The sequence below is a fragment of the Nocardia asteroides genome (assembly GCF_900637185.1).
Lineage (GTDB): Bacteria > Actinomycetota > Actinomycetes > Mycobacteriales > Mycobacteriaceae > Nocardia > Nocardia asteroides.
The window spans coordinates 429,468-455,292 of the sequence record NZ_LR134352.1; the positions used below are offsets into that span (position 1 = coordinate 429,468).

Here is a 25,825-nt window from a genome sequence, read left to right on the forward strand (position 1 = left end):
GGCTGCCGGGCAATGATCCGAGTACGCAGGCTCCGCGTGTCGTGCGGTAGGTAACGAGATGGGCAGCTGATGAGTGCGGTATTGGGAGTATCGGTGGGCGCCGGCACGGTGCGCCTCGCGCGTCCCCAGCACGGCGGCCCGCACGGTTTCGTTCCCCCGTATTCGTTCGAGCTCCAGGCTATTTCGATGCCGGAGCGCCAGGCCGAGGAGTCGGCGGCCGACGCGATCGCCGCGGCCCTGGCCGCGGCCCCCGAGGTCGCGGCCACCACCGTCACCTTTCGCAGCGAACCGCAGGCCAGGGCCATCAGGGCCGCGATGGCCCGTCGCCAGCTCACCAACTATCAGCTGGTGCCCGAGGCCGTGGCCGCCGTGCATTTCGCACACGCGACCACGGACATGCGCGAGGTGTCCACCCTGGCCGTCTACGACCTGGGCAGTTCCGGGCTCACCGTGAGCGTGGTGAACGCGCGTACCAGTGATGTGTATCAGTGCGAGCGGATCAGCGACATCAGCGGCGACTACCTGGATTCGCTGATCCGGGAACAGCAGATCGCCTCGGGCCGGATCGCGCATCCGGCCGATCCGGTGGGCCTGGCCGAGCTGGACGGGTTGTGCCGGGCCGCCAAGGAGCAGCTGTCCGACACCAACGCGGTGGCGCTGCCCAGCGAGCAGGGTCTGGTGCTGCTCACCAGGGAGAACTTCGAAGCACTGATGATGCTGGCGATCGAGTCGTCGGCCCGGATGACCCGCGATGTGATCATCCGGGCGCAGCATCCGGTGCAGGCGGTGCTGGTGATCGGCGGCGGCGCCCGGATTCCGCTGATCTCGCGGGTGCTCGAGCGCACCATCGGCGTGCCGGTGATCGTGCCCGCCGAGCCGGAGACGGCGCTGGCCCGCGGTGCCGCGCTGCTCGCTCGTCCCGCCCAGGTGCAGCAGGCGCCCGCGAGCCCTGCCATGCCCATGCCGCAACCCGAGGACTTCGACGACACCACCCCCGCCTGGCTGACCGCCCCGGCCCGGCGCCGCCGTCCGCTGGCCGCGCTCACCGGTCGCGGCGGCAACAACCGACGTGAACTGAACGCCGCCGTGCTGACCGTGAGCTCGCTGGTGGTGGTCGCCGCCATCGGCCTCGGCCTCGGGTACGGACCCGAGGTGCTCGAACGCGGCAACTCCAGCGACGGTTCGCACGCGGTGCCCGCGTCGACACCGCCGCGCCCCACACTGGCCGATCCGCCCTCGGCCGCGACGCCGACGACCGACGCGGTGCACGCGACGGTGGCCGCCCCGCCGCAGCGTCAGCAGAACAGCGAGCCGACCACCGAGGCGCCGCCGACCCAGGGCCCCAACACCTTCACCGTGGTCCCCGGCCTGCCGCCGGTGGTGGTTCCCACCCTGCCGCCGGTGGTGTTGCCCGGCTTCCCGCCGCCCGGCGGCCGGTAGGAGCTCAGTTCCTGGCGTGCCGGGCCCGCTGCGGCGGCGCGGCGACCCGCTTGGCGCCGAACGGCCGCGCGAGCAGCACGGCGATGAGGGTGGTCAACGGCACCGACAGGGCCAGGGCGATACCGCCGACCGCGGAGCGCGCGATCTCGATGGCGACGGCGTCACCGGTGAGCACGTCGGTGATCGACCGCCCGGCCACACTGAACAGCAGCAGCAGCGGCAGCGCGCCACCGGCGTAGGCGAGCACGAGGGTGTAGACGGTACTGGCGATGTGGTCGCGCCCGACCCGCATCGCCGCGGTGAAGATCTCGCCCCTGGACGCGCCTTCGTCGAGCGCGGCGAGTTCGAAGGCCGCCGAGGCCTGGGTGATGGTGACGTCGTTGAGCACACCGAGCGAGCCGATGATGAACCCGGCGAGCAGCAGACCGGTGATGCTGACGTGCTGGATATAGGTGGCGACGTTGGTGTTCTGTTCCTCGGACAGCCCGGTGAGGTTGGTGATCTCGAGCGTCACCCAGGACAGGAACGCCGCGACCAGCATCGAGGCGAGCGTGCCGAGCAGCGCGGAACTGGTCCGCAGATTCACCCCGTGCGCGAGATAGAGCACCACGTAGAGGATCAGCGCGCCGGAGACCAGGGCGACCGGAATGGCCGGTTTGCCGTCGAGCAGCGCGGGCAGCAGGAACATCACCACCACGGCGAAGGCGAACACGAGTCCGAGCAGCGCCCTGAACCCGCGCCACCGCGCGACGACGCAGATGACGACGACGAACGCGATCACGATGAGCAGCAGCGGCAGCCCGCGCGAGTAGTCCTCGAACGCGTACATGGTGATGCCGCTGGGGTCGGCGGCTCGCACGATCCGGATCTTGTCACCGGCCCGCAGGTCGGGCTGTCCGGGTCCCGGCGCGATCTCGAACAGCGTCTTGTCGCCCTTGTCGGGCCCCGACTCGATCGCGATGACGCTGCGCTGGCATTCGTAGGCGCCCGTGCGCGGCGGCTCGGGCTTGTCGCTGAACACCTTCCCCTGCGACGGGCTCCCGCACGGCCCGATGTCCTGCAGCACCACGGTCCCGGCCTCGGTCTGCACGGCCCCGCCGGTGGCCGTCTGCATCGGCAACGGAATCTCGACGTGCTGCGCGCTGGGCCACAGGATCACGGTCGCCAGCAACACCACCACCCCGATAACCCCGAGCAGCCCGACGACGACCCGCGCCGCCGTGGCCCCGATCGCGATGGGCCCCGAATGATCGTGGTGGTGATGGTGATGATGATCGCTCACGCCAGAACCTTAAAGGATTTCGTTTTCAAGAACGACCCGACGCCGACGCAAAACTCCCCGCGACTAGGTCTGACCCGAAGTCGCGGGGAGCTGGTGCTGTGGGGGCGGCGGAGAGCAGGGGGATGTCTCCGCCGCCCGCAGGCAGGCGCCCAGGGGGGTAGGCGCGCGTACCTGAGGCTCTCGGTTGTCCAGGGGGGGTAGACAACCGGGCCGGGCGCCGAAGCGCCGAGGACTACTGTACACAAAAGTTGGACTTTTGCACTAGTGAGTCTTCAAAAACTCAAAGATTCCGAACCCCGAGTCTGTTTTAGTCACCCTATCCAGATGACCAACTTGCCGAAATCCCCCGAACTCACAGCCGAAAGCCCAGGTAGGTGAGCATTTCTCACTGTCGATAGCTGGCCAGGAAGTTGCCGAATCGCTCGATCGCGACCGCCAGATCCCGGGCCCACGGCAGCGTCACGATGCGCAGATGGTCGGTCGCAGGCCAGTTGAACCCGGTGCCCTGGACCATCAGGATCTTCTCCTGCAACAGCAGATCCAGGACCAGCTTCCCGTCGTCGTGGATCTCGTGCACATTCGGATCCAGGCGCGGGAAGGCGTACAGCGCGCCACGCGGCTTCACGCACGACACACCCGGGATCATGTTCAGCCGCTCCCACGCCACGTCCCGCTGCTCGAGCAGCCGCCCGCCGGGCAGGATCAGATCCTCGATGCTCTGGTGCCCGCCGAGCGCCACCTGGATGGCGTGCTGGGCCGGCACGTTCGGGCACAACCGCGACGAGGCCAGCAGGTCGATGCCCTCGAGGAAACCGGCGGCGTGCTCCTTGGGCCCGGTGATCGCCAGCCAGCCCGACCGGTATCCGGCCACCCGGTACGCCTTGGACAGGCCGTTGAAGGTCAGGCACAGCAGGTCGGGCGCGAGCGAGGCCAGCGAGACGTGCTTGGCGTCGTCGTAGAGGATCTTGTCGTAGATCTCATCGGCCAGCAGCAGCAGGCGATGCTTGCGGGCCAGGTCGACGATCTGCTGCAGCACCTCCGCCGAGTACACCGCGCCCGTCGGGTTGTTCGGGTTGATCACCAGCAGAGCCTTGGTCTTGTCGGTGATCTTGGCTTCGATATCGGCGATGTCGGGCTGCCAGCCGTTGTTCTCGTCGCACAGGTAGTGCACCGGGGTGCCGCCGGCGAGGCTGGTCATGGCCGTCCACAGCGGGTAGTCCGGCGCCGGGATCAGCACCTCGTCGCCGTTGTCCAGCAGCGCCTGCATGGTGACGGTGATGAGCTCGGACACCCCGTTGCCCAGGTAGACGTCGTCCACGTCGAGCTCGGGGAATCCGGGCACCAGCTCGTAGCGGGTGACGATCGCGCGCCGCGCCGACAGGATGCCCTTCGACTCCGAGTACCCCTGCGCGTACGGCAGCGCCGCGATCATGTCGCGCATGATCACGTCCGGCGCCTCGAACCCGAACGGCGCGGGGTTGCCGATGTTCAGCTTGAGGATGCGATGACCCTCGGCCTCCAGCCGCGCCGCCTGTGCGTGTACCGGCCCACGGATCTCGTAGACCACGTCCTGCAGCTTCTTCGACTGCTCGAGAACGCGCGGCGGCACATGCGGCGACTGATTCGGACTCACCTCACCAATGGTGCCATCCGGCGCGAACCCGTTTGCCCGGGCCGCCCTCATCGGCCTGGTGGCAGGCCCGCGGCGGCCGTGGCGCCGCAGAATTCCTCGATCCGCTCGTCGAGCTGACGCGCTTCGAAGGCGTCGCGGTAGGCGGGGGCGGCGATGCGGCGGCGCAGGCCGACCAGGCGTTCGCCGAGCTGGGCGATGCGGCGGTCCTCCGGCATGCCGAGGACGGGGCGCAGGGCGTCGGCGGCGCCGTCGATGCTGCCGTTGATCAGGTGGGCCGCGGCGTTGTCGACCCGGGCCAGCGACTCCGCGCCGTAGGACCGCTGCAATGCCGGTCCGTTCGAGTACAGCGCGATGGCCCGTTCGGTGGCGGCCAGCGCCTGCTCGGCCCGGCCGAGCTGAATGCAGGTGGCGCCGGCGTAGTAGGCCGCCTTGGGCTCGGGGAATCCGAACACCCCGCCGATCTCGTCGTGCAGCTCGTCGCGGCGGTCGCCGCCCGCGGTCTCGGCCGCGCGGAGGCATCGGTCGGTCTCGGTGTCGCTGCCTAGTCGGGCCCACACTCTGGCCTCGATGTTGAACAGCCGGATCCGTGCCAGCCCGGGCCCGGTGAATTCCTGTCCGCTGCGGGCCAATTGGACCGCGTTGCGCGGGCGGTCGGACCAGTTCTCGATGAGCGCGTGCATGCCGCGGGTCCACGCGCGTAATCCGTTGTGCCCGCTGAGTTCGGCGTAAGCCCAAGCGGCCCTGATCTGTTCACCCGCGGCGTCGAGGTAGCCCAGGTCGGTGCTGGCGTTGGCCATCAGACCCGACAGCGTGCCCGCGAGCAGGTACAGGTGGCTGGTGTCGCCCGGTTTCTGCTGCCCGTCCAGGAGCCGGTACACCCGGCGCCGCACGCGCAGCATCTCCACCATCATGGGCGCCGGTGCGGCGTGCACGTATTCGTTCGCGATGCGCCGGACATCGGCGTCGAGCTGGGCCAGCGTGGTCGCGCCGACATTGGTGCTCTCCGCCGCGGCAGCGTGTTCGCTCGCCTCGTGCGCAGCCGCCATGATCAACTCCCTCTCCGACATCACCTCGGGTACAGCGCCTTTGCTCGCACCGGCGTCGACGAAGGCGAGCAGGTCGGCGTCGGCGCCGGTGGGCGCCAAAAGAGTAGAGAAACGTGCGCGGACCACGTCGTCCGAGCGTGCCAGCGACGTGTCCAGCGCGGCTTGGTTCACCGGCCGCGGGCGCACCCGCGCCCCACCGGCCTCCCATTTCGACACCAGTCGTTCGTGCACGCCGAGATGAGCCGCGAACTCCCGGATGCTCATTCGTTTGGCATCGCGAAGGGCTCTGGCCTCTCTGCCTGTCCACTCCCCGACCACGGCGTCACCTTTCGCGACGAGCTGTTGTCTCCAGAGTACGAGCGAGACAGTGAGACACACCACATGTTCGCGGAATCGGTTGCCTGAGGCAGTGAAAGGGCGGTGCGGGGCAGTGGTATCGCACACACGCGAGGGCGATCCTGGAAGGGTGGAAGCCAGAACTGTCGACGACTGGGTGTCTTGCTACCAGCGCGAATTCGGGCTACCCGTTCGCGAGCGTGGTGGCTTCGTGATGCTGCCGATCACCGATCGGATCTGTGTGGTGCATCTGCCGACCACACGGGCCGAGTCGGTCCTCGCGACCTTACGGGAGCAACGCCGGGCCGGCCCCGTGCTGGCCAGGCAGATCCGCTGGAGTGTGCTCGCCGAACCGGACGCCAGGCCGCCGGCCGAGGTGGCGACCGAGCTCGCGGGCATCGATATCGACATCCCCAATATCGGCAGCGCGGTGATGCTGCCGACCAGCCTCGGCCGGTGGAGCCGCGAGGGCTGTCACTGGGTGCGGCCACCGACCCGCGACGATGTGCTGCCGCCGCTGTCGCTGGTGCTGCACCTGGCGCTGTCGGTGACTCCTCAGCGGGTCTCGACGGCGCTGAGCGAGTCCGGCGGCAAGGGGAAGTTGAGGTACGACCGCGACGGGGTCGGGCCGCGCTGCCCCTGATACTTCGAACCCGCCGCGGCACTGCCGTACGGGTGCTCGGCGGGGCTGGTCAGCCGGATCAGGCACAGCTGCCCGATCTTCATCCCCGGCCACAGCGTGATGGGCAGGTTCGCCACGTTCGACAGCTCCAGGGTGATGTGCCCGCTGAACCCGGGGTCGATGAACCCGGCCGTCGAGTGGGTGAGCAGCCCGAGCCTGCCCAGGCTGGACTTGCCTTCGAGCCGCCCGGCCAGGTCGTCCGGCAGCGAGCACACCTCGAGGGTGGACCCGAGCACGAACTCACCCGGGTGCAGCACGAACGGCTCGCCCGGCTTCGGTTCGACCAGGCTGGTCAGCTCGTCCTGCTGCAGCGCGGGGTCGATGTGGGTGTAGCGACTGTTATCGAACACCCGGAACAACCCGTCGAGGCGGACGTCGATGCTCGACGGCTGCACCATCGATTCCAGCATCGGTTCGACACCGAGACGCCCAGCGGCGATCTCGGCCCGGATGTCACGATCGGAGAGCAGCACCGGCCCAGTGTAGGCAGCCATCCGCCCAGCTACCCCGGCCACCCCGGCGGCGCGACGACACCGCCGGGGCGCGCCGTCGCGGTACTACTGCGTCGGCTGCACGATCCCGCCGGGCCCGTTGGGCGGCGCCTGGGTCGTCGGGTTGACGATGCCGCCGGGGCCGCTCGGCGGCGGCGCCTGGGTGGTCGGGTTCACGATGTCGCCGGGGCCGGTGGGCGGCGGCGCCGGGGTGGTCGTGTCGACCGGCGGCGTGGTCTGGTCGCCCTCCGGCCCGGCCCCGTGGTTCGGGTTGGTGCAGATGGTGCCCTCGCACGGCACCCAGGTGCCGTCGCCGTTCGGGTTGGGCATCATGCTGGGTCCGGTCGAATGCTGATGACCCGGGTCGCCGTGACCGGGGTCGTGCTCCGCCGACGTGGTGGTCGTCGCGGTGGTGGTGGTCGCCTTGCTGGTGGTGGTTCCGGTGTCGGACCCGGAATCGTCGGAGCACCCGGCGCCGAGAACGGCCAGCGCCGCCAGCGCCGAAACGAACAGAACCCGCTTCATTCAGTCAGCCTTTCGTCGTCCCGGCCCAGGACCCGGCGGACACCGAGCCGAGAGTTCGAGCCGGAGAACCAGTTACGCCGCACGTCACGGCCTCGACGGGTCACCACACGACAACGCTGACCAACTGCGCGGCACCCGACGATCGAACTGTAGAGCGCGCGAACCGCGCTCCGACCCGTAATCGCCCCGATGTTCGCACCCCTGGACAGACCGCGATCAGAGCAGCATGGACGAGGGCGTCCGCCCCGCCAGCTCCCGCGCCGTCCTGGTCAGATGCGCCTGATCGGCGAAGTCGGCGGCCGCGGCCGCCGCTGCCACCGACCCACCGGGCAGCGCGACGACCGCGTCCCGCAACCGGTGCCACCGCCGCAACCGGGCCAGCGGTACCCCGAGCTGCGCGCGCACCAGGCTGCGCAGCCGCGGTGCCGAGAGCCCGACCGAGTGGGCCACCGCGGCCAGCGACGCCACGTCGTCCACCCGATCGAGGGCGAGCGCGACGCGGGGATCGAGACCGGTTCCGGCGCCGCACAGCGCCACGGTCTCGGCCAGCAGTGCCGCAAGGTCGGGATCGCCCGCGAGGTCGGTCCCCATCCCGAGCGCGTCGAGCAGCCGCCGCGCGTTGCGCGCCGGCAGCGCGATCGGTCCATGGTGCCCGACCAGCAGGTGCGCGTCGATCGAGACCCGCACGAAGCCCGCCGCCACCGTGCACGCGTGCGGCCACTGCGGCGGCACCACCACCGCGGGCGCCTCCACCCACCCCCACTCCCCGGAAACCACCACGGGACTCGCGCCGAGCGGCAGGATCAGCTTCCACGCCGGATGTTCGTGCGCTCCGGCCGAACCGGGCCCGGTCCCGGCGAACAGCACCGTCGACTCGCCGCACGCGAAAACCGCGCGGCGATCGTTTCGTTCAAGCCGCCACAGGTGCGCCGGCGCCATGCTCACCCCATGCACGCTATCGCAGCCCTGATCCTCGGCGGGTTCCTCGTCGCGGTCGGGGTCTCGCACTTCCTGGCACCCGCCTACTACCGCGCACTGGTACCAGCGGCGCTCCCTCGGCCCGACCTGCTGGTCGCGGCGAGCGGCGGCGCGGAGATCGTCGTCGGTGGGTGCCTCGCGATGCCTGTCACCAGGGCGTTCGGCGCCTGGGCCGCGCTGACGCTGCTGTGCGCGTACCTCGTGCTGTGGCTGGCCCGGCTGCTCTCGGCCCACACGAACCGGGCCGCCGCGGCCGTCGCCGTCAACGCGATCTACGTCGTCTGGGCCGCCCTGGTGGCGACCACCGGCGCCTGATCACCTCGAAAGGACCACCCATGTTCGCGCTCTACCTCACCCTGACCCTGCTCACCGCCGCGATGATGGGCGTCGGCTCCTGGATGGGCTACACCCGCCACCCCGTCCCGGTCGCCGCCGCGGCCAAGGTCGGCGTCCCGAGTTCCTGGATGCCGCCGATCGCCACCGTCCTCGGCGCCGCGTGCCTCGGCCTCCTCGCCGGCCTGGCCCTACCCGCCCTCGGCACCGCCGCCGCCGCGGGCCTGGTCCTCTATTTCGTCCTCGCGATCATCGCCCACCTCCGCGTCCGCGACTACGCCCTCACCCAGCCCACCGTCTTCCTCCTCCTGGCCGCCGCCACCCTCACCGCCACAGTCCTCTACCGCTACGCCTGACCACGCACGGGAGCCGATCGAAGAGTTGACCGGCACAGCCGCCGGTCTGATAGAGTCGCGAACGCGTTCGATGAACGCACGCCGATGTAGTTCAATGGTAGAACTTCTGCTTCCCAAGCAGACAGCGCGGGTTCGATTCCCGTCATCGGCTCAAACCCCAAAGCCTCCAGATCATCTGGGGGCTTTCGTTGTCTCTACCAGTCGCCCCGCACAACCCGGACCTCGCCATCCAGTAGCTCGCGGATCGGTACCTCAGCTCATGCGGTGAACGCATCGCCTGCGCACGTCATCCGTTGGCCAACAACGAACCAGCCCATACTCTGAGCATGTGATAGCCTGCCACTGACCTGGTGATTGAATGGTTTTGAACAAAAAAATGAGGCACCGGAGGTATCGCAATGAGTCAGCCACTGCCCTCTCAACAGCCGACAGTCATCGATCCCGCAGACGCCGCTGCCTATCTGCGTCAGATGGACATCGATGTCGCGCACATCGTCGAGGCGATCCAGACCGGTGAAATCCAAGCAGCGAACCTCACTGAGCACCATCCCCCTACCGGGGCGGGACTCACACGATGGATCCATGTCGTCGGCAGGTTGCGATACCTGTTGGCCGACACCAATCGGTGGGAAGGCCGGAATCACCGCAATCGACCGTTTTCCGTGTGGCCGGACCATTCGTACACGTTGTCGACCGTTGGCGGGAACGAAGCGACCGGGATCGCCGACCATCCAACTGGCCCAATGGCTGCCAATCGAAAGGGGAAGGCGACTGCAGAGGCGGTGCACAGCACACTGCCGCTCATCACGGTGGAAGCGCTCCGGGCCGGCGCGATCGAGCATGTCGAAGACTGGCGGAGTCGGCCCCCGCAAGGTGCGTGGTTCCTCCTGTACTACCGCGACAGCGAGTCCATCAGGTTGGAGGTTTCTCTGCCGCTAGGGTTCGATGACGGACAGTTTACGGGTTGGAAGGTGCGGGTCATCCTCGATGAATGGAGGCCGGAAGATGTCACAGCACGGCCGAACGACATCGGAGGCGGCGACGTCGACTTCGAGGTTGTCGAAGCGAGCTGAGCCGTATCTCGACCCGGACAGAATCCGGATCGCACGGATGCGTCGGGGATTGACCAAGGTCGAGTTGGCGCGCAAGCTCGCAGTCACTCCTGGAACTATCGCCAGGTACGAGGCAGGAGAGGCTCCCAGCGGCCTCTCTCACGCTCTTGGTGATGTGCTGGACTTTCCGCCCGACTACTTCGATCGTGTCGACGCACCGGTTTTTGATCCCGCCGAGGTTCGCTTCCGAGCGGCAAGGCGGGCGACTGCCCGCGAGCGTGACGCTGCAGTCGCAGCCGGCGTATCGGGTGTCGAGATAGATCACTGGATCTCCTCACGTTACGCCCTCCCCAAGACATCCTTACCGTCGATGGCCGGCGATGACCCCAGAACCGCTGCGCGGTTGTTGCGAGGCGACTGGGGGCTCGGGACGAAACCGCTGCCGAACCTGGTACAGCTCTGCGAGTCTCGTGGGATCCGGGTGTACACCTTGCCGCCTGTCGCAGATTCGGTTGACGCGTATTCGATGTGGCGATCCAACACCCCGTACATCTTTCTCGCCCGGAGGAAGACCCCCGAGCGCATACGGTTCGACCTCGCCCATGAGATCGGGCATCTGGTCCTCCACGACAACGAGCCGTGCCACACCGCCGCCGACGAGAAGGAGGCCGACGCATTCGCATCGGAATTCCTCATACCATCGGCCAGCTTGACCGAGTACCTATCACCAACGCCCACAGTCGATGACGTGCTGGTTGTCCGTGAACAGTTCAAGGTCTCGGCGATGGCGCTGGTCTTCGCTGCTCACAAGTCTGGGCGCATCAGCGATTGGATCTACCGCCAAACATGCATCGAGCTGTCAACTCGCGGATTCCGCACCGCCGAACCCGGCGGGATGTCGAATTACGAGATGTCACGAGTTTTCCCACAGGTGCTGAAGCGGTCGAGCGCTACGCGGGTGGTCACCGCCCGCGTCATTGCCGATGACCTGAGTCTCCCACTGGGAGACGTCCACGCACTAACTTTCGGCACCGAACTTCGGACCGCCCAGGAAACCGAGGTGACCAGCAAGACAGACCGTAGTTCGTTGGTCGGCCGTCACCAGCTACACGCGGTCTGACTACGTCGCACAGCAGACCAAACCGGGGGTCCGCACGCCCGGAACCTCCCCAGGGTTCGGGAGCCTTGTGGAACGGCAGATGAGTAGCCAGTTCTCTTCAAGCACATGCCAACCCAGACCAGGACCACACAAAGCACCCTATGGCTGCGCCATATCCTTAACGGCATCTCTCGGCCTAGCTGCTATGCCCATCTCTTCGCACCAGGTATCTACGAAGTCCATGCTGGTGTCACACGCCCAGTTGGCGCAGCCAGACGCGAGACAGACCGCAGGAAACCAGGGGGCGCCTGAGTAGAGGCGATTGCCGGGGAAGACGGTCTTGAGGTCCTTCTCTACCCGGTGTGCGACGTCGTGTGCCTGCCACTCAGGCTTGAAGTGGACCAGCGTGTTGCGGAGTTTGATCAGGTGCTTTGCGTTCTGCGTCGGGTTTCTTCCGGCGTCCATCTTCGGCTTTCCTGCCACCGCCAGCCCGAACTGGTACTTATCCATGACCGTCCACTTCTCCGCAGCGACGTCTGCGCCTTTCCAGACGAAACCGAGAAGTTCAACCGCGCGGCCGTCGACGCCTGCGATTGGCGCTCGCAACGTCTTGTTGTCGTCGGCTGCGACGGCGTAGATCTCGTTGATGTACGTCTCGAGGAAGCAAGCCGCCGAGATGACGGCACTCATCGCCAACGCTTGGTGTTCGACGTCGGCGCCCGTGTACCCGAGCCCCAGTAGCTCGTTTTCCCGCTCGTCGCAAAGTCGAGCCATATGCAAAGCAGTCCAGAGATGCTGTGTCGCAAGTGGCTGCCAGACCTGGACGGTGGCAGAAAACGCTCCCGCGCCGGTAGCTGTCATGGATCGAAGCTACAGCCTCGTCAGTCTTCATCATCACACTTCGGGTATCTCGGAGTCGTCCCCGTCCGTCGTGCCACAGACGTGCAATGAACGCGGGGCATCAGGGGTGAATCCAGGTACCCCAGGAGCAACCGCCTGCCAGGTTAGACCTGCGCTCCTGCACATCCGCCAACTTCCCAAGCAGACAGCGCGGGTTCGATTTTCGTCATAGGCTCAAACCCGAAACGCCCAGTTCATCCGCGAAGTTTCATCGTTTCCAGGGACCCGCAGTGCGTGGTGGTGGCATTACAGTGGGCGCTATACCGTGCGTGAAGCTCGAGCGTCGAGCATTGCTGCGTCGGACGGCTCGGCCCGTCCTGATGCTTCTCGGCTGCTCGGTGCTCGGCGCTGTCGCGCTGCTGGTGCTTCTTTGCGTCGGAGTCAACCTCTTCGGGCCCCTGATCTTCCTAGCTTGAAGGCGCGGCGACGTTCGTCGGCGGGTGTGGGCGTTCGGGGCGACGGCGCCACGCCAGTATCGCGAGCAGACCGGGGAACGCGCCCCAGACGGTGAGCATCAACAGCCAGAACAACAGTGGTTGGGCGATGGGGCCGGGCTCGGGATGCTCGTATGTCGGGGTATGGAAAACCCCTGAGTACCAGACGAGCCAGAGCGCGAGATCGGCGAAGAACAGCGCGCAACCACCGAGGATGACCCACCTCCACGCACTGGCGGTGCCCACGATCAACGCCAGGCCCGCCGCCCCCGCGACGATCAGCTTGGCGACGGCCAGGGCGTGCCTGCCCGCCGAGACCTCCTCGTCCGGCATCCCCTCGAAGAGCAGCACGAACGTGTAGACCAACACCAGAACCGCAGCGACACAGGCGCCGAGCCCGGACAGGACGCGCGTCCAGACGCTCGATGACAACAACATGAGGGCATGCTATTCAAGGAGACCCCGTCCGGCAGGCCCCGGTTCAGCCGGTATGCAGAGTGCGGAATTTGCTGCCGTGGAACACGAGTGGGTCGAGGTCTTCGCGAGCGGCTATGCGGTTGACGCGCAGCAGGACGACGAGATGGTCACCCGCGGGGACGTGGGTTTCCGGCACACCTTCGATCCAGGCGGTGGCGCCGTCGATGAACACGGCTTCGCCGGTGCCGCGGTGCAAGGCGGTCTCGCGGAAACGGTCGCCGTTGCGGGCGCCCAGTGCCTTGGCGGCCGCTTGCTGGTCGGTGCCGAGCAGGCTCAGCCCGAGGTGGCCGGCGCCCGCGAGTTTCGGCCAGGTCGACGACGATTTCTGCACGCAGAAGGACACCAGCGGCGGGTCCAGCGAGACCGGAACGAAGGTGCTCACCGCCAAACCGTGTGGCGTGCCGTCTATTTCGGCGCACACCGCGACGACGCCGCTGGGGAAGTTGGCGAAGGCGCGGCGCAGGCCGGTGCCGTCGGCGGGAAAGTCCAAGAGCTCACGCATGATTCGTCGCTTCCACGGGTAGATCGGTCAGCGCCGCGACGACCGGTGCCCAGCGCTGCGCGTAGGCCTCGATGACGCCGTCCTCGGCGAAACTGCGGTCGGCGAGGTAGAGCCCGGGCAGCGCCGCGGTCCCGCCGATCTCCACCAGCACCGGCTTGAGCAGCAGGTCCGGCGCCAGCGCGTGGGCCGGGCCCGCGCCGAGCATCACCGGAACGGTGATCACCCCGGCCAGCCCGGTGCCGCCGTCGAACTGTTCGAGGAACAGTTTCAGCAGGCCGGTGTAGGTGGCTTTGAAGGTGGGGCTGGCGAACACCACCAGTTCCGAGGCCGCCACGGTGCGCGCGGCCTCGGCGACGGCGGGGTCGCCCCAGCCGAGTAGGCCGGGGCCGAGCGTCACCAGGTCGATCACGGCGGGTTCGGCGTCGGGCCGCAGCGCGCGGGCGACGCGCACCGCCGCGTCGAGGGTGCGGGAGGCCGGCTTCGGATTGCCGACGACGACGGTCACGGTCACGGGATGGTCCTCACTTCGTTCGTCGGTGCTCAGATGACGCCGTGCAGCGGCGGCGGCCGGTCGTGCAGGATGGCCCGCCCGATGTGCTGGTACTTCCACCGCACCGGGTCGTGCAGGGTGTGGGTGCGCGCGTTGCGCCAGAAATGGTCGAGCCGATGCGCGGCCGCGGCACTGCGCGTGCCACCCACCTCGAATATCGCCGCCGACACCTCGTTCGCAGCACGATCGGCGAGGATCTTCGCGGTCGCGACGGCGATCGAGGCGCGAGCGGCGTCATGATCACGCCCGTCCGTCTCGGCCGGGGCTGATCCCTCCCCGCCGCCGCGGGCAGGCGCGTCTGCCCGAACCACCGCATCGGAGACCCGGACCGCCGCGTCCACCGCGGCACCGGCCACGACCAGCGCCGCCTCCGCCGCCCCCACAGCGACCCCCAGCTCACCGAACCGCTGCACCAGCAGCGGATCGTCCGCGGCCCGCGTCACCTCGGCCTCGAACCACGGTCTACTGCGCGTCCGCACGAATTCGGCGGCCGCTTCCAGCGCTCCCCGAGCGATTCCCGCGTCGATCGCGGCATGCAGCAACTGCGCGTACGCGCCGTACCCGGTGGGCGCGTGCACCGCCGCGGCACGGGCGACGAGCTGATCGATCTCGACCGGAACCGCGTCGAACTCGACGGTCCCACTGCCGGTCGTGCGCTGTCCCAGCGCATCCCAGTCGTCGACGATGCGCACACCGTCGGCCGACGCGGGTACGAACGCCACGTATTCACCGGGCGCCAGCCCTGAAACATCCTCGGGATCATCGAGTCTCGTGAGCACGGCCAGCAGGTCCGCGAACAGCGACCCGGTGCAGTAGTACTTGGTCCCCTCGACGACGAACCGCTCCCCCTCGGGCCGCAGCACCGTGCCGATCTCGGCGACGGTCGCGCCCCCGCGTTCGGATTGCGCGTTCGCGATCCGGGCCCCGGCGAGCACCCGCCCGAAGATCTCCCCCTGCTGCGCGGGCGCGCCCGCCAGCCGCACCAGGTTCAGGTACACGAAGTGACTGTGCGGGATCTGCGCGATGTTCGGGTCCGCCGTCGCGAGAATCCGCACCACCTCGGCGACCACGCTGGGCGGCAGGTCACCGCCGCCGAACGCCGCGGGCACCGTGATCGCCAGCAGTCCGCTCGCCGAGAGCTGGTCGAGTTCCTCGTGCGGCAGCCTGCGCGTGTGGTCGCGTTCGGCCGCACCCGCGGCGAATCCGGCGGCGAGCTCGGCGGCGAGAGCCAGCGCCTGGGCGGCGGTGGTGACCCGCTGCGCGGTCACCACCGTCATCAGCGTCCCGCCGCGACCGGGGTTGCGGCGGCCTCCAGCTCACGCACCAGCGGCAGCACCTTCGCGCCGAAGTACTCGATCTCCTCCTGGAAGTGCAGGAACCCGGCCAGGATCAGGTCCACGCCCAGCGCCCGGTAGGCCACGATCCGCTCGGCGATCTGCTCGGGCGTGCCGATCAGGCCGGTGCGGAAGCCGTCGTTGTACTGGACCAGGTCCTCGAAGGTCGAGTCGGCCCACATGCCCTTGCGATCGGCGGTGGACGCGCCCGCCTGCTGCACGGCATCCCGGAAGCCTTGCACCGCGGGCTTGTTCGCCTTCTCGACGATCTCGCGCAGGGTGTCGCGGGCTTCCTTCTCGGTGTCGCGGGCGATGATGAACCCGTTGAGCCCGAACTTCACCTCGCGATCGTTGGCCCTGGCCACCTCGCGCAGGTCGTCGAGCTGTTCGGTGACGCCGTCGAAGTCCTTGCCGTTGGAGAAGTACCAGTCGGCGTAGCGGCCGCCGTTGCGGCGCGCGGCGGTGGAGTTACCGCCTTGGAAAAGTTCGGGATTCGGCCGTTCGGGGGTGTTGAGCGGCTTGGGCTTGAGGGTGAAGTCGCGGATGCGGTAGAAGTCGCCGCCGTAGTTCACCGCGTCCTCGGTCCAGATCTTGCGGATCACCTCGAGGAATTCGGCGCTGCGCCGGTAGCGCTCGTCGTGCTCGAGCCACGGCTCACCCAGCGCCTGGAACTCCCCGGCGAACCACCCGGACACCACGTTGATGGCGAACCGGCCGCCGGACAGGTGATCCGCGGTCGCGCCGAATTTCGCGAGCACGGCGGGATGCCACAGCCCGGGATGCACGGCCGCGATCACCTTGAGGCGTTCGGTGGCGCCGAGCAGCGCGAGACTGAACGAGGTCGACTCGTGCTGGAACTCGGCGCCGTAGGACGCGGTGTAGCGGACCTGGGACAGCGCGTATTCGAAACCGTTGCGCTCGGCGGTCTGGGCCAGCTTGCGGTTGTAGTCGAAATCCCAGCTGGTCCGCTGCTCGATATCGCTCGTGACGAGTCCACCACTGACATTGGGGACCCAGTACGCGAACGAGACCTGATCGGCGATTCTCTCCGTGGTCATGAAGGCTCCTGTCGTCGGCGGCACGTTCCAGTGCAACACCGGCGCCGGAGCCCGACGAGGGTTTGAATCGCGGCGATCGATACGCGTCAGCCGCCCAGGCGCACGCAGTCCTGGGCGATCTTGGACTGGGCGGCGCTCACCTTGGCGGCGTCCTGCTCGCCGAGCAGTTCGGCCGGATCACCGGTCTGCGAGTTCGACACCATCACCCGCAACCCGTCCTGCGACATCCCCGAATCGAGGAAGACCTGCGCCGCGCAGTCGGCCAGGGCCGGGTTGGACAACCCCTTGTCCTGCAACGACTTCGACAGCTCCGCTTGGGTGACGGCCGCGGGCTCGTCACTGCCGCACGCAGAAAGTACCGGCGCGGCGAGCAATGCCGCGGCGATGAGACAGATCCGCACTCTCGAGTCCTCTCGATCGGCGCGCATCGGCCGATGCGCCAGCCGTGTGGATCATGCCGCACCGGCGCCCGCGAGGCCACACCGTCGTCCCGCCCGCTAACTGACTCACGAGTAAGATAGCGCCATGGGAGACCACATCACCACCAGGTTCGACAGCGACCGCGCATATATCACCCTGAATCGGCCCGGCAAACACAACGGACTCACCTTGGAAATGCTGCGCGATCTGGTCGCCGCGGCCCGAAAAGTGGCCGAGCGCAAAGAAACCCGGGTCGTCATCGTCAGCGGCAACGGGCCCAGTTTCAGTAGCGGACTCGATATCGCGGCGGCCACCCGCGACCCGCTGGCTATCGTGCGCGAATTCCTGCCGCGACCGTGGCGCGGTACCAATACCTTCCAGGAGGCGTGCTGGGCGTGGCGCCGCCTGGACGTCCCGGTGATCGCCGCCGTGCACGGCCGCTGCTTCGGCGGCGGCCTGCAGCTGGCGCTCGCCGCCGACTTCCGGATCGCCGCGCCGACGGCGGAGTTCTCGGTCATGGAAGCCGCGCACGGCCTGATTCCGGACATGTCGGGCGCCGTCTCGTTGTCCCAGCTCATCGGCATCGACCAGGCCCTGCTGCTGACCATGACCGCCGACCCCGTCGACGCCGCCGAAGCCAGGCGGATCGGCCTCGTCACCGACCTCGCCGAGGACCCGCTGGCCGCCGCCGAAACCCTCGCCGACCGCGTCGCCGCCCGCGATCCCCGCGCGGTCGCCGCCGCCAAGCGGCTGTTCGACCGGTCCTGGCAGCGGAATTCCCGCTCGACCTTCGCCGCCGAGCGCGCGGCCCAGGTGCCATTGCTGCTGCGTAAAGCCCTGAATCGTAGCTAGCGACAAGCTATCCGTCATCTGTTCATAACAACTCACGGGACGATGAGCCACACATCACGGCGATCTGCTGTTAGCATCGCTGCGATTCGCCCATCAGTCGAAATGTGGTACGCGACACAGGTGAACCTGGAGCGTGCTTACAGTTCGGCACGACCCGGAGGCTCCGACGACCGTGAACAAGACCGGCCCCCTCCTGCTGGCAGCGCTGGCAGGTGCCACGGCCTTGCTGGTGAGCGGCGCGACCCCCGCCATGGCAAATCCGAACGCGATCAACCCCATCCCGGTGCTCAACGGAACCCACGGCCTGCCCGCCCTGCACGGGCGCACGCAAGCCGTCTTCCAGGTCACCGGCATGGCCAGCCCGAACAACACCCAGAACTACAACGTGCTGGGCACCGACCTGGGCATCATGTGGGACAACGGCCGCGGCCAGATGCTGACGGCCTTCGGCGACACCGCGGGCATCGGCTTCCCGAACCTGCTCGCGGGCAGCACCTGGGCGTGGCGGTCCAACATCCTGGTCCGCAGCCAGACCAAGGACCCGTCGAACGGGATCTTCTTCGACAGCGTCGTGCGCGACGTGGTGGGCCAGGCCCGCGACCTGATCCCCAGCCCGAAGATCCCGTTCCTGGAGATCAGCCGCATCCCCACCGCGGGCATCTCCGCCAACGGCGTGCAGTACCTGTCGCTGATGTCGGTGAAGACCTGGGACGCGCCCGGCGAGTGGACCACCAGCTTCTCGGGCCTGGCCGCCTCGGCCGACAACGGCGAGACCTGGGCCGATCTCGGTCATACCCGTCGCCCCGACGAGGGTGGCAACAGCAACTTCCAGATGAACTCGTTCGTCAAGGACGGCGGCTTCGTCTACGAGTACGGCACCAGGTCCGGCCGCAACAACGACGCCTTCATCGCGCGCGTGCCGGAGGCCGAGATCGAGAATCTCGGCGCCTACGAGTACTGGGACGGCGGCGAGTGGAAGCTCAACGACGTCAACGCGGCGGCCCCGATCATGGGCGGCGTCGGCGAGCTGTCGGTGATGTACAACGAGTACCTGGGCCAGTTCGTCTCGCTGACCACCGACCCGTTCAACTCGGTCGTGCTCCGCAAGGCGCCGTCCCCGCAGGGCCCGTGGAGCGCCCCCGAGGTCCTGATCGACGCCCGCGAACTCCCCACCGCCTACGCCCCGTCGATCTTCCCCTACCAGACCGGCCGCGACCTCTACTTCATGACGACCATCCACACCCAGTACAACGTCGTCCTGATGCGTACCCGGCTCTGATCGCTCGCCCGCCTGGCACCATAGGTCTGGTAAGCACATGGGTAACTCACCGGGGACGGGCTGACATGACCTCCGATCAACCGCAGGCCGCATCGGCATCCGGTCACGCACCTCGGTCCGGCCAGGAGTCGCGGGGAGGCGGACCGGCCGATTGGGACGCCCGGTATGCCCAGAGTGAACTGGTCTGGGGCGCACCACCGAACAGCACGGTGGTCGAGTACGTCTACGGCCTCGACCGCCGCGTGCCGCTGCTGCCCGACGAGCCCGGCGGCGCTCCGCCCGAGCTGCCCCGCGCCCTCGACCTGGCCTGCGGCGAGGGTCGCCACGCCCTCTGGCTGGCGACCCACGGCTGGCACGTCGACGCGGTCGACTTCTCCCAGGTGGGCATCGACAAGGGCCGCACGGTCGCGGCCCGGCTGTCCCGGTCGGTGCGTTCCCGGGTGGACTGGCGGTGCGCCGACATCACCGATCTCGCCACCGCCGGGCTCACCGGCCCGTACGAACTGATCCTGATGGTCTTCGTACACCTGCCCGCCGCCCAGCGCGGCGCCCTGCTGCGCGAGCTGGCGGGCATGCTCTCCCCCGGCGGCCTGCTGCTGGTGCTCGGCCACGACTCCAGGAACCTGACCGACGGCTACGGCGGCCCGCAGGACCCGGCGATCCTGTTCACCCCCGAGGACGTGCGCGCCGAACTGGGCGACGCGGACCTCACGATCCGGGTCGCCGACGCCGTCCTGCGTCCCACCGAGGGCCCCGACGCGATCGACGCGCTGGTCGTCGCGGAACGGAACCGACCGGAATCAGGCGAAGCGAGCGCGTAGCTGCTCGGCGAACCCGCGCGCCGAAGCCAGATCCTCCGCGCTGGGGCGGCCCTTGTTCAGCCCGCCGACCAGCGCGAGCGGCCCCATGGTGTCGAGTCCGCGGCAGGCGAACCCACCCACCACCTCGAACCCCTTCGCGGTGAGCTGGTCACCGAGATTGCGCAGGTAGGGACGGAATCCCGGCTCGGGCAGGCCACTGGTGGCGAAGACGAACGCCTCGCGCCCCTGGCCGGCGGGCAGCGCCTCGACGAACTCGCGCAGCCGCGCGTCCAGCGACATCCAATACACGCCGGAACCGAAGCCGACGAGGTCGTAGTCCGCGAGGTCGGCCGCGCCGACCTCGGCCGGCTCCACCACCTTCGCGTCGAGTACGGCGCCGATCTCCTCGGCGACCTTCCTGGTGTTGCCGTGCGACTTGGACGTACACACGATGAGCGCCTTCACGATGACCCCTCCCATCTCGACCGACACTGTCCGCCGCAGCCTACCGCCAGCGGCGCAACCACGGCTCGACCGTCGCGGCGATGACATCGAACCCGGTGCGGAACGAATGCGCCTGCTTGGGAATGACTTTCACCTCGGCGGCGTCGGCCGGATCGGGCACGCCGAAGGGATCGCTGCCGCCGTTGATCACCACCACCTCGATGTCGCCGGGCGCGAGCAGTTCCGCCCGCCTGCTCTTGTCCGGCTTGCCCGGCGGATGCAACGGGAACGACAGCGCGATCACCCCGCGCGCGCCCACGTCGACGGCGGTGCGACACGCCACCCGCGCGCCGTTGCTGCGACCCCCCTGGACAAGCGGCAGCCCGGCAAACCTGGTCCGCAGGGCCGCCACGATCTCGCGCCAGGCCTCGTCCTGCTTGTCCGCGGCCCCCGGCGCGCGCCGACCCGCCACCCGGTACGGCTGAGTCACCCTGGCTACCGCACCACCGGCCTCTATCGCCGAATCACGCACGGCCAGAATGTCTTTCGCATCGACGCCGCCGCCCGCGCCGTGCGTGATCACCAGCAGAAAAGCCGGGTCGTCGACCTCGTCGAGCTCGATCTCGGCGGGCCCGGCACTCGTCTCGATGCGCACACCTCACGGTAGCCCCGCCGTCGCGGCGAGCAACGTTTCCGCGCGCGTGCGTGTTCTTCACATCACATTGTGGTCAGGCCCTTTGCCGAAGGCATTACCCGCCGGTAATATGGTCCATAAGTTACCCGCGAGTAGCATGCGGAAAACCGGCACGCTACCCGGTGGACGTCACACGGGCGGGAACGGCGCACAACCGACCGCACCAGAACTCAACGGAGAGTGAGTACTCACATGGGCCACTACAAGGCAAACGTTCGCGACCTCGAGTTCAACCTCTTCGAGGTTCTCGGCATCGACAAGCTCCTCGACGCGGGCGCCTTCGGCGACCTGGACACCGACACCGTCAAGGAGATGCTGTCCGAGGTCCGCCGCCTGGCCGAGGGCCCGCTGGCCGAGTCGTTCGCCGACGCCGACCGCAACCCGCCCACGTTCGACCCGAACACCCACACCGTCACCCTGCCCGAGTCCTTCAAGAAGTCCTACAAGGCGCTCGAAGAGGGCGAGTGGGCCAAGGTCGGCGTCGTCGAGGAGCTCGGCGGCCTGAACGCCCCGTCCGCCATCACCTGGGCCCTGTCGGAGATGGTGCTCGGCGCCAACCCGCCCATCCAGATGTACGCCGCGGGCGCCGGCTTCGCCCAGGTGTTCTTCAACAACGGCACCGACGAGCAGAAGCAGTGGGCCGCCAAGATCGCCGACCGCAACTGGGGCGCCACCATGGTGCTGACCGAGCCGGACGCCGGCTCCGACGTCGGCGCCGGCCGCACCAAGGCGATCAAGCAGGAAGACGGCTCGTGGCACATCGAGGGCGTCAAGCGCTTCATCACCTCGGGTGACTCCGACGACCTGTTCGAGAACATCATGCACCTGGTGCTGGCCCGCCCCGAGGGCGCCGGTCCGGGCACCAAGGGCCTGTCGCTGTTCTACGTCCCGAAGATCCACTTCGACTTCGAGACCGAGACCTACGGTGACCGCAACGGCGTGTTCGTCACCAACGTCGAGCACAAGATGGGCATCAAGGCCTCGGCCACCTGTGAGGTCACCTTCGGCGGCCACGGCGTGCCCGCCAAGGGCTGGCTGGTCGGCGAGGTGCACAACGGCATCGCGCAGATGTTCGACGTCATCGAGAACGCCCGCATGATGGTCGGCACCAAGGCCATCGCGACCCTGTCGACCGGTTACCTGAACGCGCTGGAGTACGCCAAGACCCGCGTCCAGGGTGCCGACCTCACCCAGATGACCGACAAGTCCGCGCCGCGCGTGACCATCACCCACCACCCGGACGTGCGTCGTTCGCTGGCCACCCAGAAGGCGTACGCCGAGGGCCTGCGCGCGATCTACCTGTACACCGCCGCGCACCAGAACCCGGAGATCGCCGAGGCTGTCTCGGGAGCGGACAAGGACGTCGCGTTCCGCGTGAACGACCTGCTGCTCCCGATCGTCAAGGGTGTCGGCTCCGAGCGCGCCTACCAGTACCTGACCGACTCGCTGCAGACCTTCGGTGGCTCCGGCTTCCTGCAGGACTACCCGATCGAGCAGTACATCCGCGACGCGAAGATCGACTCGCTGTACGAGGGCACCACCGCCATCCAGGCCCAGGACTTCTTCTTCCGCAAGATCGCCCGCGATCGCGGTGTGGCCCTGGCCCACGTGGCCGGCCAGATCCAGAAGTTCATCGACGCCGACTCGGCCAACGAGCGCATCAAGGGTGAGCGCAAGCTGCTCGCCACCGCGCTCGAGGACGTGCAGACCATGGCCGCCACCCTGACCGGCCACCTGATGGGCGCCCAGGAGCAGCCGACCGAGCTGTACAAGGTCGGCCTGGGTTCGGTCCGCTTCCTGATGGCGGTCGGCGACCTGTTCATCGGCTGGCAGCTGCTGCAGCAGGCCGAGATCGCGCTGGCGGCCCTGGACAACGGCGCCACCGGCTCCGACGTCGCCTTCTACACCGGCAAGGTCGCCTCGGCGCAGTTCTTCGCCCGCAACATCCTGCCGGAGCTGACCGCCACCCGCGCGATCCTGGCCAACCTGGACAACGACATCATGGAACTGGACGAGGCCGCCTTCTGAGGTTGACGGTCTGACCGATTCCCGAACGACCCCGGAGCACTTGCTCCGGGGTCGTTCGCTGTTTACGGATCGGCCGCCGCACCCCAGGTCAAGATTCGGTTTCGTGTCCGCCGAGCCCTTCTGTACACTGCCCATCACCTGTAGGGTGATGGAAGGGGGACGAGGTGCGGCTGGTGTTCGCGAAGGACTCACTTCGGTCCCTGTGGGAGGACGAGAAGTACAAGCCGAACGGACTAGACCCAGAAGCAGTGGCCGCCTTTCGCAAAAAGGTCCAACTACTCCAGGCAGCCTCCAGCGAGATAGAGCTTCGAAACTTCCGGTCGTTGAACCTGGAGAAGCTGAAGGGCGACCGACAAGGCCAATACTCGATCAGACTGACCAGGAAATGGCGGCTGATCCTACAGTTCAAAACCGATGACGAAGGGCGCACAGTACTGATCCTCGAACTGTGCGACTACCACTGATCGCCGTGAGGGGAGGCCTGGAATGATGATCGAGAGCACTGGGCTGCCTGCGCAGGCATTCCCGGCAGGCGAGTACCTGCGGGATGAGATCGAAGCACGTGGCTGGACGATCTCCGAATTCGCCCAGATTCTCGGCAGACCACCACAGGCGGTTTCCGAAATCCTGAACGGCCACAAGGAGATAACTCCGGAGACCGCGCTCGAGATTGCGGCCGCGACGGGGACCGAGGCCGCTACCTGGCTGCGACTCCAGAACACCTATCGGCTCTGGAAACTCGCCCGAACCGCCGACCCGACACGAACGACTGCGGTATCCCGGCGCGCACGCCTCGCCCAACTCGTCCCGATGCCGGAACTTCGGCAGCGTGGAATCATCCCGGCGGGAGCCAGTCTCGACGACGAAGAGGCAGCGGTGTGCGATCTCTTGCAGATCTCCGACATCACCGAGCCGCCGGCGTTCGAATTCGCCGCACGCCGATCCGACGAAAGCGCACCGATCTCACCCGCACAGCTCGCCTGGATCGCCTGTGTCCAGCGAGAAGCTGGCCGGAGCGAGCCCGATCTTCCCCCACTGGGAGACCTTTCGGCGCTCGCGGCCGCGACCGTTCGGCTGACACGAGAACCATCGAAGATCGCGGTCCTTCCGGATATGTTCGCGCAGAATGGAATCCGCCTTCTCTACGTGAAAGCCTTCAATTCGGGGAAGATCGACGGCGGCGCCTACCTGGACAAAGCGGGTTTACCGGTGATCGGGCTGTCGGGGCGGATCCAGCGAATTGACAGCGTGGTGTTCACGCTCCTGCATGAGCTCGCGCACGTAGCACTGGGTCACCTGGACAATGGAATTCGGGTGGACTCCGATGTCTGCTCGGCGACCGAGGATGAAACTGAGCGTGCTGCGGATCGACTGGCCACGCGGTGGGCGCTTCCGGAGAAGATCGCTCTTTCAGCTCCGATATCGAAGCGTGCCGTCCTACAGCGCGCGACAGCATTGGAGGTGCATCCCGGATTGATCGTGGGCAGACTCCAATACCAGCGAATCCTCCCATGGACCCATCTGCGTGACTTGACTCCCAACGTCCGTCAGTTCCTGGCGTCTTGGTGACGGGTGCCGGTCAGTGGGCGAACCAGCCGGTGGGGGCTACTTCTTTGCCCATGCGGGGGACGTATTGGTCGAAGTAGACGCGGGCGATGAGTTCGCGGCGGCTGCGGACGCCTGCTTTTTCGAAGATCGATTTCAGGTGGTCCTGGACCGTGTAGGCCGAGACGTGCAGGGCGGTGGCGATCTCCTTGGTCTCGACGCCCTGCAGGACGAAGCGGGTGACGTCGTGTTCGCGCGGGGTGAGGCCGAAGGCGGCGACGACCAGGGTGACGATCTCCGGCGGGCGGGCCTCCTCGATGGTCACCACCACGTCGCCGCGGGCGCCGTCCGGCCCGGCCAGCGGCGAGGCGTGCAGCACCAGCCACACCCCTGACGGGGTACGCACCCGTGCCCTCGGCATCTGCGCGCCGGGCGTGCCGAGCATTCGCCGCGCGGCGCTGACCAGCGAGATCACCAGGCTGCGCGGGTCACCGCTGTGCACCGTCGACCGCAGCTGCGCGAAGCGTTCCTCGGCGCCGAGGCTCACCTGCACCACCTCGTCGTTCGCGTCGACGATCACCACCGCCGGGCCCGCGGTCTCGGCGCCGAGGTCGGCGACATCGGCGAGCCGGGTCAGCACACCGGCCCGCACCCCACGCGCGAACGATCCGGACAGGGTGGCCAGGTAGTCGACCTCGTCCGCGCCGAACTTCGGATCGTCACTGCCACGGAACAGCGCCAGGCAACCCCAGGCTCCCGAACCGTCACGGAACACCAGCCGCGACTCGTCGCCGAAACCGTAGTGCGGGCGCATCAGCCGGGCCATCCGCTCGCAGCTCTCGATGTCGTCGCCCAACAGCTCGTACAAGCCCACCGCGTTCCGCTCCGACAGCGCCAGCGACCGGAACGAGGTCGCGTCCTCGGTGCCGTACTCGATGACGCCGAACAGCATGTCGTGCTCGTTGTCCGACATGAGCGACCCGTACTTGCGGGCACTGGTGAGCATCATGGTGGCCGGGTCGTGCGTGCCGACGCAGGCCGCGACGGCGGGCACCGCGCGGCGCACCGCGTCGGTGGCCTCGACCAGGAATTCGTCGAGGTCGAGCCCGGCGCGCGAGAGAACGTCGATGTCGCTCCGCACACGCTCGGGAAGAAGCCGGCTGCGCATGCGATCCAGTATGCGCCGCGCACCGTAGGGCCCGATATCCCAGAATCCTGGGATATCGGATTCCCCCACCGGTTGGGATGGTCGCCG

At 67.9% G+C, this 25,825-nt stretch carries 28 protein-coding genes and 1 tRNA gene; 13 read left to right on the top strand and 16 right to left on the bottom strand.

The window, feature by feature from the left end:
* Positions 1–69 precede the first annotated feature (69 nt).
* The gene (locus EL493_RS02150; RefSeq protein WP_036835117.1) at positions 70–1,440 is read left to right on the top strand and encodes an Hsp70 family protein; all 1,371 of its coding nucleotides are present in this window, start codon (positions 70–72) and stop codon (positions 1,438–1,440) included.
* Positions 1,441–1,444: 4 nt separating this feature from the next.
* Here the strand turns inward: EL493_RS02150 and EL493_RS02155 are convergent, their stop codons facing one another.
* From EL493_RS02155 to EL493_RS02165, 3 genes are all read right to left on the bottom strand, one after another.
* A complete protein-coding gene (locus EL493_RS02155) occupies positions 1,445–2,722 on the bottom strand; it encodes a YibE/F family protein (protein WP_019049807.1) in 1,278 nt (425 codons plus the stop codon).
* Between the two features lie 385 nt (positions 2,723–3,107).
* Complete coding sequence (locus EL493_RS02160) at positions 3,108–4,364, bottom strand: pyridoxal phosphate-dependent aminotransferase (protein WP_051719455.1); 1,257 nt, start codon at positions 4,362–4,364, stop codon at positions 3,108–3,110.
* A 38-nt stretch (positions 4,365–4,402) separates the two neighbouring features.
* Positions 4,403–5,665, bottom strand: a complete 1,263-nt coding sequence (locus tag EL493_RS02165) for a helix-turn-helix domain-containing protein (RefSeq protein WP_022566663.1) — start codon at positions 5,663–5,665, stop codon at positions 4,403–4,405.
* 202 nt (positions 5,666–5,867) lie between these two features.
* On the opposite strand from EL493_RS02165, the gene EL493_RS02170 reads away from it, so the two are divergent.
* A complete protein-coding gene (locus EL493_RS02170) occupies positions 5,868–6,380 on the top strand; it encodes a hypothetical protein (protein ID WP_198040860.1) in 513 nt (170 codons plus the stop codon).
* Here EL493_RS02170 and dcd read toward each other — a convergent pair.
* The 3 genes from dcd to EL493_RS02185 form a co-directional block, all read right to left on the bottom strand.
* A complete protein-coding gene (dcd, locus tag EL493_RS02175) occupies positions 6,293–6,892 on the bottom strand; it encodes a dCTP deaminase (protein ID WP_022566664.1) in 600 nt (199 codons plus the stop codon). The two genes, EL493_RS02170 and dcd, sit on opposite strands and share 88 nt — an antisense overlap.
* Before the next feature lie 84 nt (positions 6,893–6,976).
* Positions 6,977–7,435: a hypothetical protein gene (locus EL493_RS02180; protein ID WP_019049813.1), complete on the bottom strand. Its 459-nt coding sequence runs from the start codon at positions 7,433–7,435 to the stop codon at positions 6,977–6,979.
* A 216-nt stretch (positions 7,436–7,651) separates the two neighbouring features.
* Positions 7,652–8,374 carry a helix-turn-helix domain-containing protein gene (locus EL493_RS02185; RefSeq protein ID WP_019049814.1) on the bottom strand — a complete coding sequence of 241 codons (723 nt, stop codon included), beginning with the start codon at positions 8,372–8,374 and terminating at the stop codon, positions 7,652–7,654.
* A 9-nt stretch (positions 8,375–8,383) separates the two neighbouring features.
* Here EL493_RS02185 and EL493_RS02190 point away from each other — a divergent pair, with 9 nt between their 5' ends.
* The 5 genes from EL493_RS02190 (at position 8,384) to EL493_RS02205 (ending at position 11,274) form a co-directional block, all read left to right on the top strand.
* Positions 8,384–8,728, top strand: a complete 345-nt coding sequence (locus tag EL493_RS02190; protein WP_019049815.1) for a DoxX family protein — start codon at positions 8,384–8,386, stop codon at positions 8,726–8,728.
* A gap of 20 nt (positions 8,729–8,748) precedes the next feature.
* Positions 8,749–9,102, top strand: coding sequence for a DoxX family protein (locus EL493_RS02195; RefSeq protein ID WP_019049816.1), 354 nt, complete (start codon positions 8,749–8,751; stop codon positions 9,100–9,102).
* A gap of 80 nt (positions 9,103–9,182) precedes the next feature.
* Positions 9,183–9,253, top strand: a tRNA-Gly gene (locus EL493_RS02200).
* A 247-nt stretch (positions 9,254–9,500) separates the two neighbouring features.
* On the top strand, positions 9,501–10,175 hold the full coding sequence (locus tag EL493_RS32160; RefSeq protein WP_022566665.1) for a hypothetical protein: 675 nt from the start codon (positions 9,501–9,503) through the stop codon (positions 10,173–10,175).
* Between the two features lie 49 nt (positions 10,176–10,224).
* Complete coding sequence (locus EL493_RS02205; RefSeq protein WP_162178122.1) at positions 10,225–11,274, top strand: ImmA/IrrE family metallo-endopeptidase; 1,050 nt, start codon at positions 10,225–10,227, stop codon at positions 11,272–11,274.
* 138 nt (positions 11,275–11,412) lie between these two features.
* On the opposite strand, the gene EL493_RS02210 is transcribed toward EL493_RS02205, so the two are convergent.
* From EL493_RS02210 to EL493_RS02240, 7 genes are all read right to left on the bottom strand, one after another.
* Complete coding sequence (locus EL493_RS02210) at positions 11,413–12,114, bottom strand: hypothetical protein (RefSeq protein ID WP_019049819.1); 702 nt, start codon at positions 12,112–12,114, stop codon at positions 11,413–11,415.
* Positions 12,115–12,560: 446 nt separating this feature from the next.
* Positions 12,561–13,025: a hypothetical protein gene (locus tag EL493_RS02215; protein WP_019049821.1), complete on the bottom strand. Its 465-nt coding sequence runs from the start codon at positions 13,023–13,025 to the stop codon at positions 12,561–12,563.
* A 43-nt stretch (positions 13,026–13,068) separates the two neighbouring features.
* The gene (locus tag EL493_RS02220) at positions 13,069–13,566 is read right to left on the bottom strand and encodes a flavin reductase family protein (protein ID WP_019049822.1); all 498 of its coding nucleotides are present in this window, start codon (positions 13,564–13,566) and stop codon (positions 13,069–13,071) included.
* Positions 13,559–14,077, bottom strand: coding sequence for an NADPH-dependent FMN reductase (locus EL493_RS02225; protein ID WP_019049823.1), 519 nt, complete (start codon positions 14,075–14,077; stop codon positions 13,559–13,561). Before EL493_RS02225 ends, EL493_RS02220 begins: the two co-directional genes overlap by 8 nt.
* Positions 14,078–14,106: 29 nt before the next feature.
* On the bottom strand, positions 14,107–15,393 hold the full coding sequence (locus EL493_RS02230) for an acyl-CoA dehydrogenase family protein (protein WP_019049824.1): 1,287 nt from the start codon (positions 15,391–15,393) through the stop codon (positions 14,107–14,109).
* Positions 15,393–16,508, bottom strand: a complete 1,116-nt coding sequence (sfnG, locus tag EL493_RS02235) for a dimethylsulfone monooxygenase SfnG (protein WP_019049825.1) — start codon at positions 16,506–16,508, stop codon at positions 15,393–15,395. Before sfnG ends, EL493_RS02230 begins: the two co-directional genes overlap by 1 nt.
* An 86-nt stretch (positions 16,509–16,594) precedes the next feature.
* On the bottom strand, positions 16,595–16,909 hold the full coding sequence (locus EL493_RS02240) for a hypothetical protein (protein ID WP_019049826.1): 315 nt from the start codon (positions 16,907–16,909) through the stop codon (positions 16,595–16,597).
* Positions 16,910–17,033: 124 nt separating this feature from the next.
* Here EL493_RS02240 and EL493_RS02245 point away from each other — a divergent pair, with 124 nt between their 5' ends.
* The 3 genes from EL493_RS02245 (at position 17,034) to EL493_RS02255 (ending at position 19,880) form a co-directional block, all read left to right on the top strand.
* Complete coding sequence (locus tag EL493_RS02245) at positions 17,034–17,780, top strand: crotonase/enoyl-CoA hydratase family protein (protein WP_019049827.1); 747 nt, start codon at positions 17,034–17,036, stop codon at positions 17,778–17,780.
* A gap of 172 nt (positions 17,781–17,952) precedes the next feature.
* The gene (locus EL493_RS02250; RefSeq protein WP_019049828.1) at positions 17,953–19,059 is read left to right on the top strand and encodes a DUF4185 domain-containing protein; all 1,107 of its coding nucleotides are present in this window, start codon (positions 17,953–17,955) and stop codon (positions 19,057–19,059) included.
* Positions 19,060–19,268: 209 nt separating this feature from the next.
* On the top strand, positions 19,269–19,880 hold the full coding sequence (locus tag EL493_RS02255) for a class I SAM-dependent methyltransferase (RefSeq protein WP_019049829.1): 612 nt from the start codon (positions 19,269–19,271) through the stop codon (positions 19,878–19,880).
* On the opposite strand, the gene EL493_RS02260 is transcribed toward EL493_RS02255, so the two are convergent.
* Together EL493_RS02260 and EL493_RS02265 are read right to left on the bottom strand one after the other, a co-directional pair.
* The gene (locus tag EL493_RS02260) at positions 19,860–20,339 is read right to left on the bottom strand and encodes a flavodoxin family protein (RefSeq protein ID WP_019049830.1); all 480 of its coding nucleotides are present in this window, start codon (positions 20,337–20,339) and stop codon (positions 19,860–19,862) included. The two genes, EL493_RS02255 and EL493_RS02260, sit on opposite strands and share 21 nt — an antisense overlap.
* Positions 20,340–20,364: 25 nt before the next feature.
* On the bottom strand, positions 20,365–20,958 hold the full coding sequence (locus EL493_RS02265; RefSeq protein ID WP_019049831.1) for an alpha/beta hydrolase family protein: 594 nt from the start codon (positions 20,956–20,958) through the stop codon (positions 20,365–20,367).
* A 231-nt stretch (positions 20,959–21,189) separates the two neighbouring features.
* Here EL493_RS02265 and EL493_RS02270 point away from each other — a divergent pair, with 231 nt between their 5' ends.
* The 3 genes from EL493_RS02270 to EL493_RS02280 all read left to right on the top strand — a co-directional run bounded on the left by EL493_RS02270 (position 21,190) and on the right by EL493_RS02280 (position 24,594).
* On the top strand, positions 21,190–23,025 hold the full coding sequence (locus EL493_RS02270; RefSeq protein ID WP_019049832.1) for an acyl-CoA dehydrogenase: 1,836 nt from the start codon (positions 21,190–21,192) through the stop codon (positions 23,023–23,025).
* A gap of 164 nt (positions 23,026–23,189) precedes the next feature.
* A complete protein-coding gene (locus EL493_RS02275; protein ID WP_022566669.1) occupies positions 23,190–23,489 on the top strand; it encodes a type II toxin-antitoxin system RelE/ParE family toxin in 300 nt (99 codons plus the stop codon).
* A gap of 22 nt (positions 23,490–23,511) precedes the next feature.
* The gene (locus EL493_RS02280; protein ID WP_019049834.1) at positions 23,512–24,594 is read left to right on the top strand and encodes a HigA family addiction module antitoxin; all 1,083 of its coding nucleotides are present in this window, start codon (positions 23,512–23,514) and stop codon (positions 24,592–24,594) included.
* Between the two features lie 10 nt (positions 24,595–24,604).
* On the opposite strand, the gene EL493_RS02285 is transcribed toward EL493_RS02280, so the two are convergent.
* Entirely contained in the window at positions 24,605–25,738 is a 1,134-nt protein-coding gene (locus EL493_RS02285) for a helix-turn-helix transcriptional regulator (RefSeq protein WP_022566670.1), read from the bottom strand.
* Between the last annotated feature and the right edge of the window lie 87 nt (positions 25,739–25,825).

What these genes read in the sequence shown, in the direction of transcription:
- EL493_RS02150 (WP_036835117.1), top strand. Translation starts at nt 70, where the DNA reads ATGAGTGCGGTATTGGGAGTATCGGTGGGCGCCGGCACGGTGCGCCTC.
- EL493_RS02165 (WP_022566663.1), bottom strand. Translation starts at nt 5,665, where the DNA reads ATGAGCATCCGGGAGTTCGCGGCTCATCTCGGCGTGCACGAACGACTG.
- EL493_RS02180 (WP_019049813.1), bottom strand. Translation starts at nt 7,435, where the DNA reads ATGAAGCGGGTTCTGTTCGTTTCGGCGCTGGCGGCGCTGGCCGTTCTC.
- EL493_RS02185 (WP_019049814.1), bottom strand. Translation starts at nt 8,374, where the DNA reads ATGGCGCCGGCGCACCTGTGGCGGCTTGAACGAAACGATCGCCGCGCG.
- EL493_RS02190 (WP_019049815.1), top strand. Translation starts at nt 8,384, where the DNA reads ATGCACGCTATCGCAGCCCTGATCCTCGGCGGGTTCCTCGTCGCGGTC.
- EL493_RS02195 (WP_019049816.1), top strand. Translation starts at nt 8,749, where the DNA reads ATGTTCGCGCTCTACCTCACCCTGACCCTGCTCACCGCCGCGATGATG.
- EL493_RS32160 (WP_022566665.1), top strand. Translation starts at nt 9,501, where the DNA reads ATGAGTCAGCCACTGCCCTCTCAACAGCCGACAGTCATCGATCCCGCA.
- EL493_RS02210 (WP_019049819.1), bottom strand. Translation starts at nt 12,114, where the DNA reads ATGACAGCTACCGGCGCGGGAGCGTTTTCTGCCACCGTCCAGGTCTGG.
- EL493_RS02215 (WP_019049821.1), bottom strand. Translation starts at nt 13,025, where the DNA reads ATGTTGTTGTCATCGAGCGTCTGGACGCGCGTCCTGTCCGGGCTCGGC.
- EL493_RS02220 (WP_019049822.1), bottom strand. Translation starts at nt 13,566, where the DNA reads ATGCGTGAGCTCTTGGACTTTCCCGCCGACGGCACCGGCCTGCGCCGC.
- EL493_RS02230 (WP_019049824.1), bottom strand. Translation starts at nt 15,393, where the DNA reads ATGACGGTGGTGACCGCGCAGCGGGTCACCACCGCCGCCCAGGCGCTG.
- sfnG (WP_019049825.1), bottom strand. Translation starts at nt 16,508, where the DNA reads ATGACCACGGAGAGAATCGCCGATCAGGTCTCGTTCGCGTACTGGGTC.
- EL493_RS02245 (WP_019049827.1), top strand. Translation starts at nt 17,034, where the DNA reads ATGGGAGACCACATCACCACCAGGTTCGACAGCGACCGCGCATATATC.
- EL493_RS02260 (WP_019049830.1), bottom strand. Translation starts at nt 20,339, where the DNA reads ATGGGAGGGGTCATCGTGAAGGCGCTCATCGTGTGTACGTCCAAGTCG.
- EL493_RS02270 (WP_019049832.1), top strand. Translation starts at nt 21,190, where the DNA reads ATGGGCCACTACAAGGCAAACGTTCGCGACCTCGAGTTCAACCTCTTC.
- EL493_RS02280 (WP_019049834.1), top strand. Translation starts at nt 23,512, where the DNA reads ATGATGATCGAGAGCACTGGGCTGCCTGCGCAGGCATTCCCGGCAGGC.
- EL493_RS02285 (WP_022566670.1), bottom strand. Translation starts at nt 25,738, where the DNA reads ATGCGCAGCCGGCTTCTTCCCGAGCGTGTGCGGAGCGACATCGACGTT.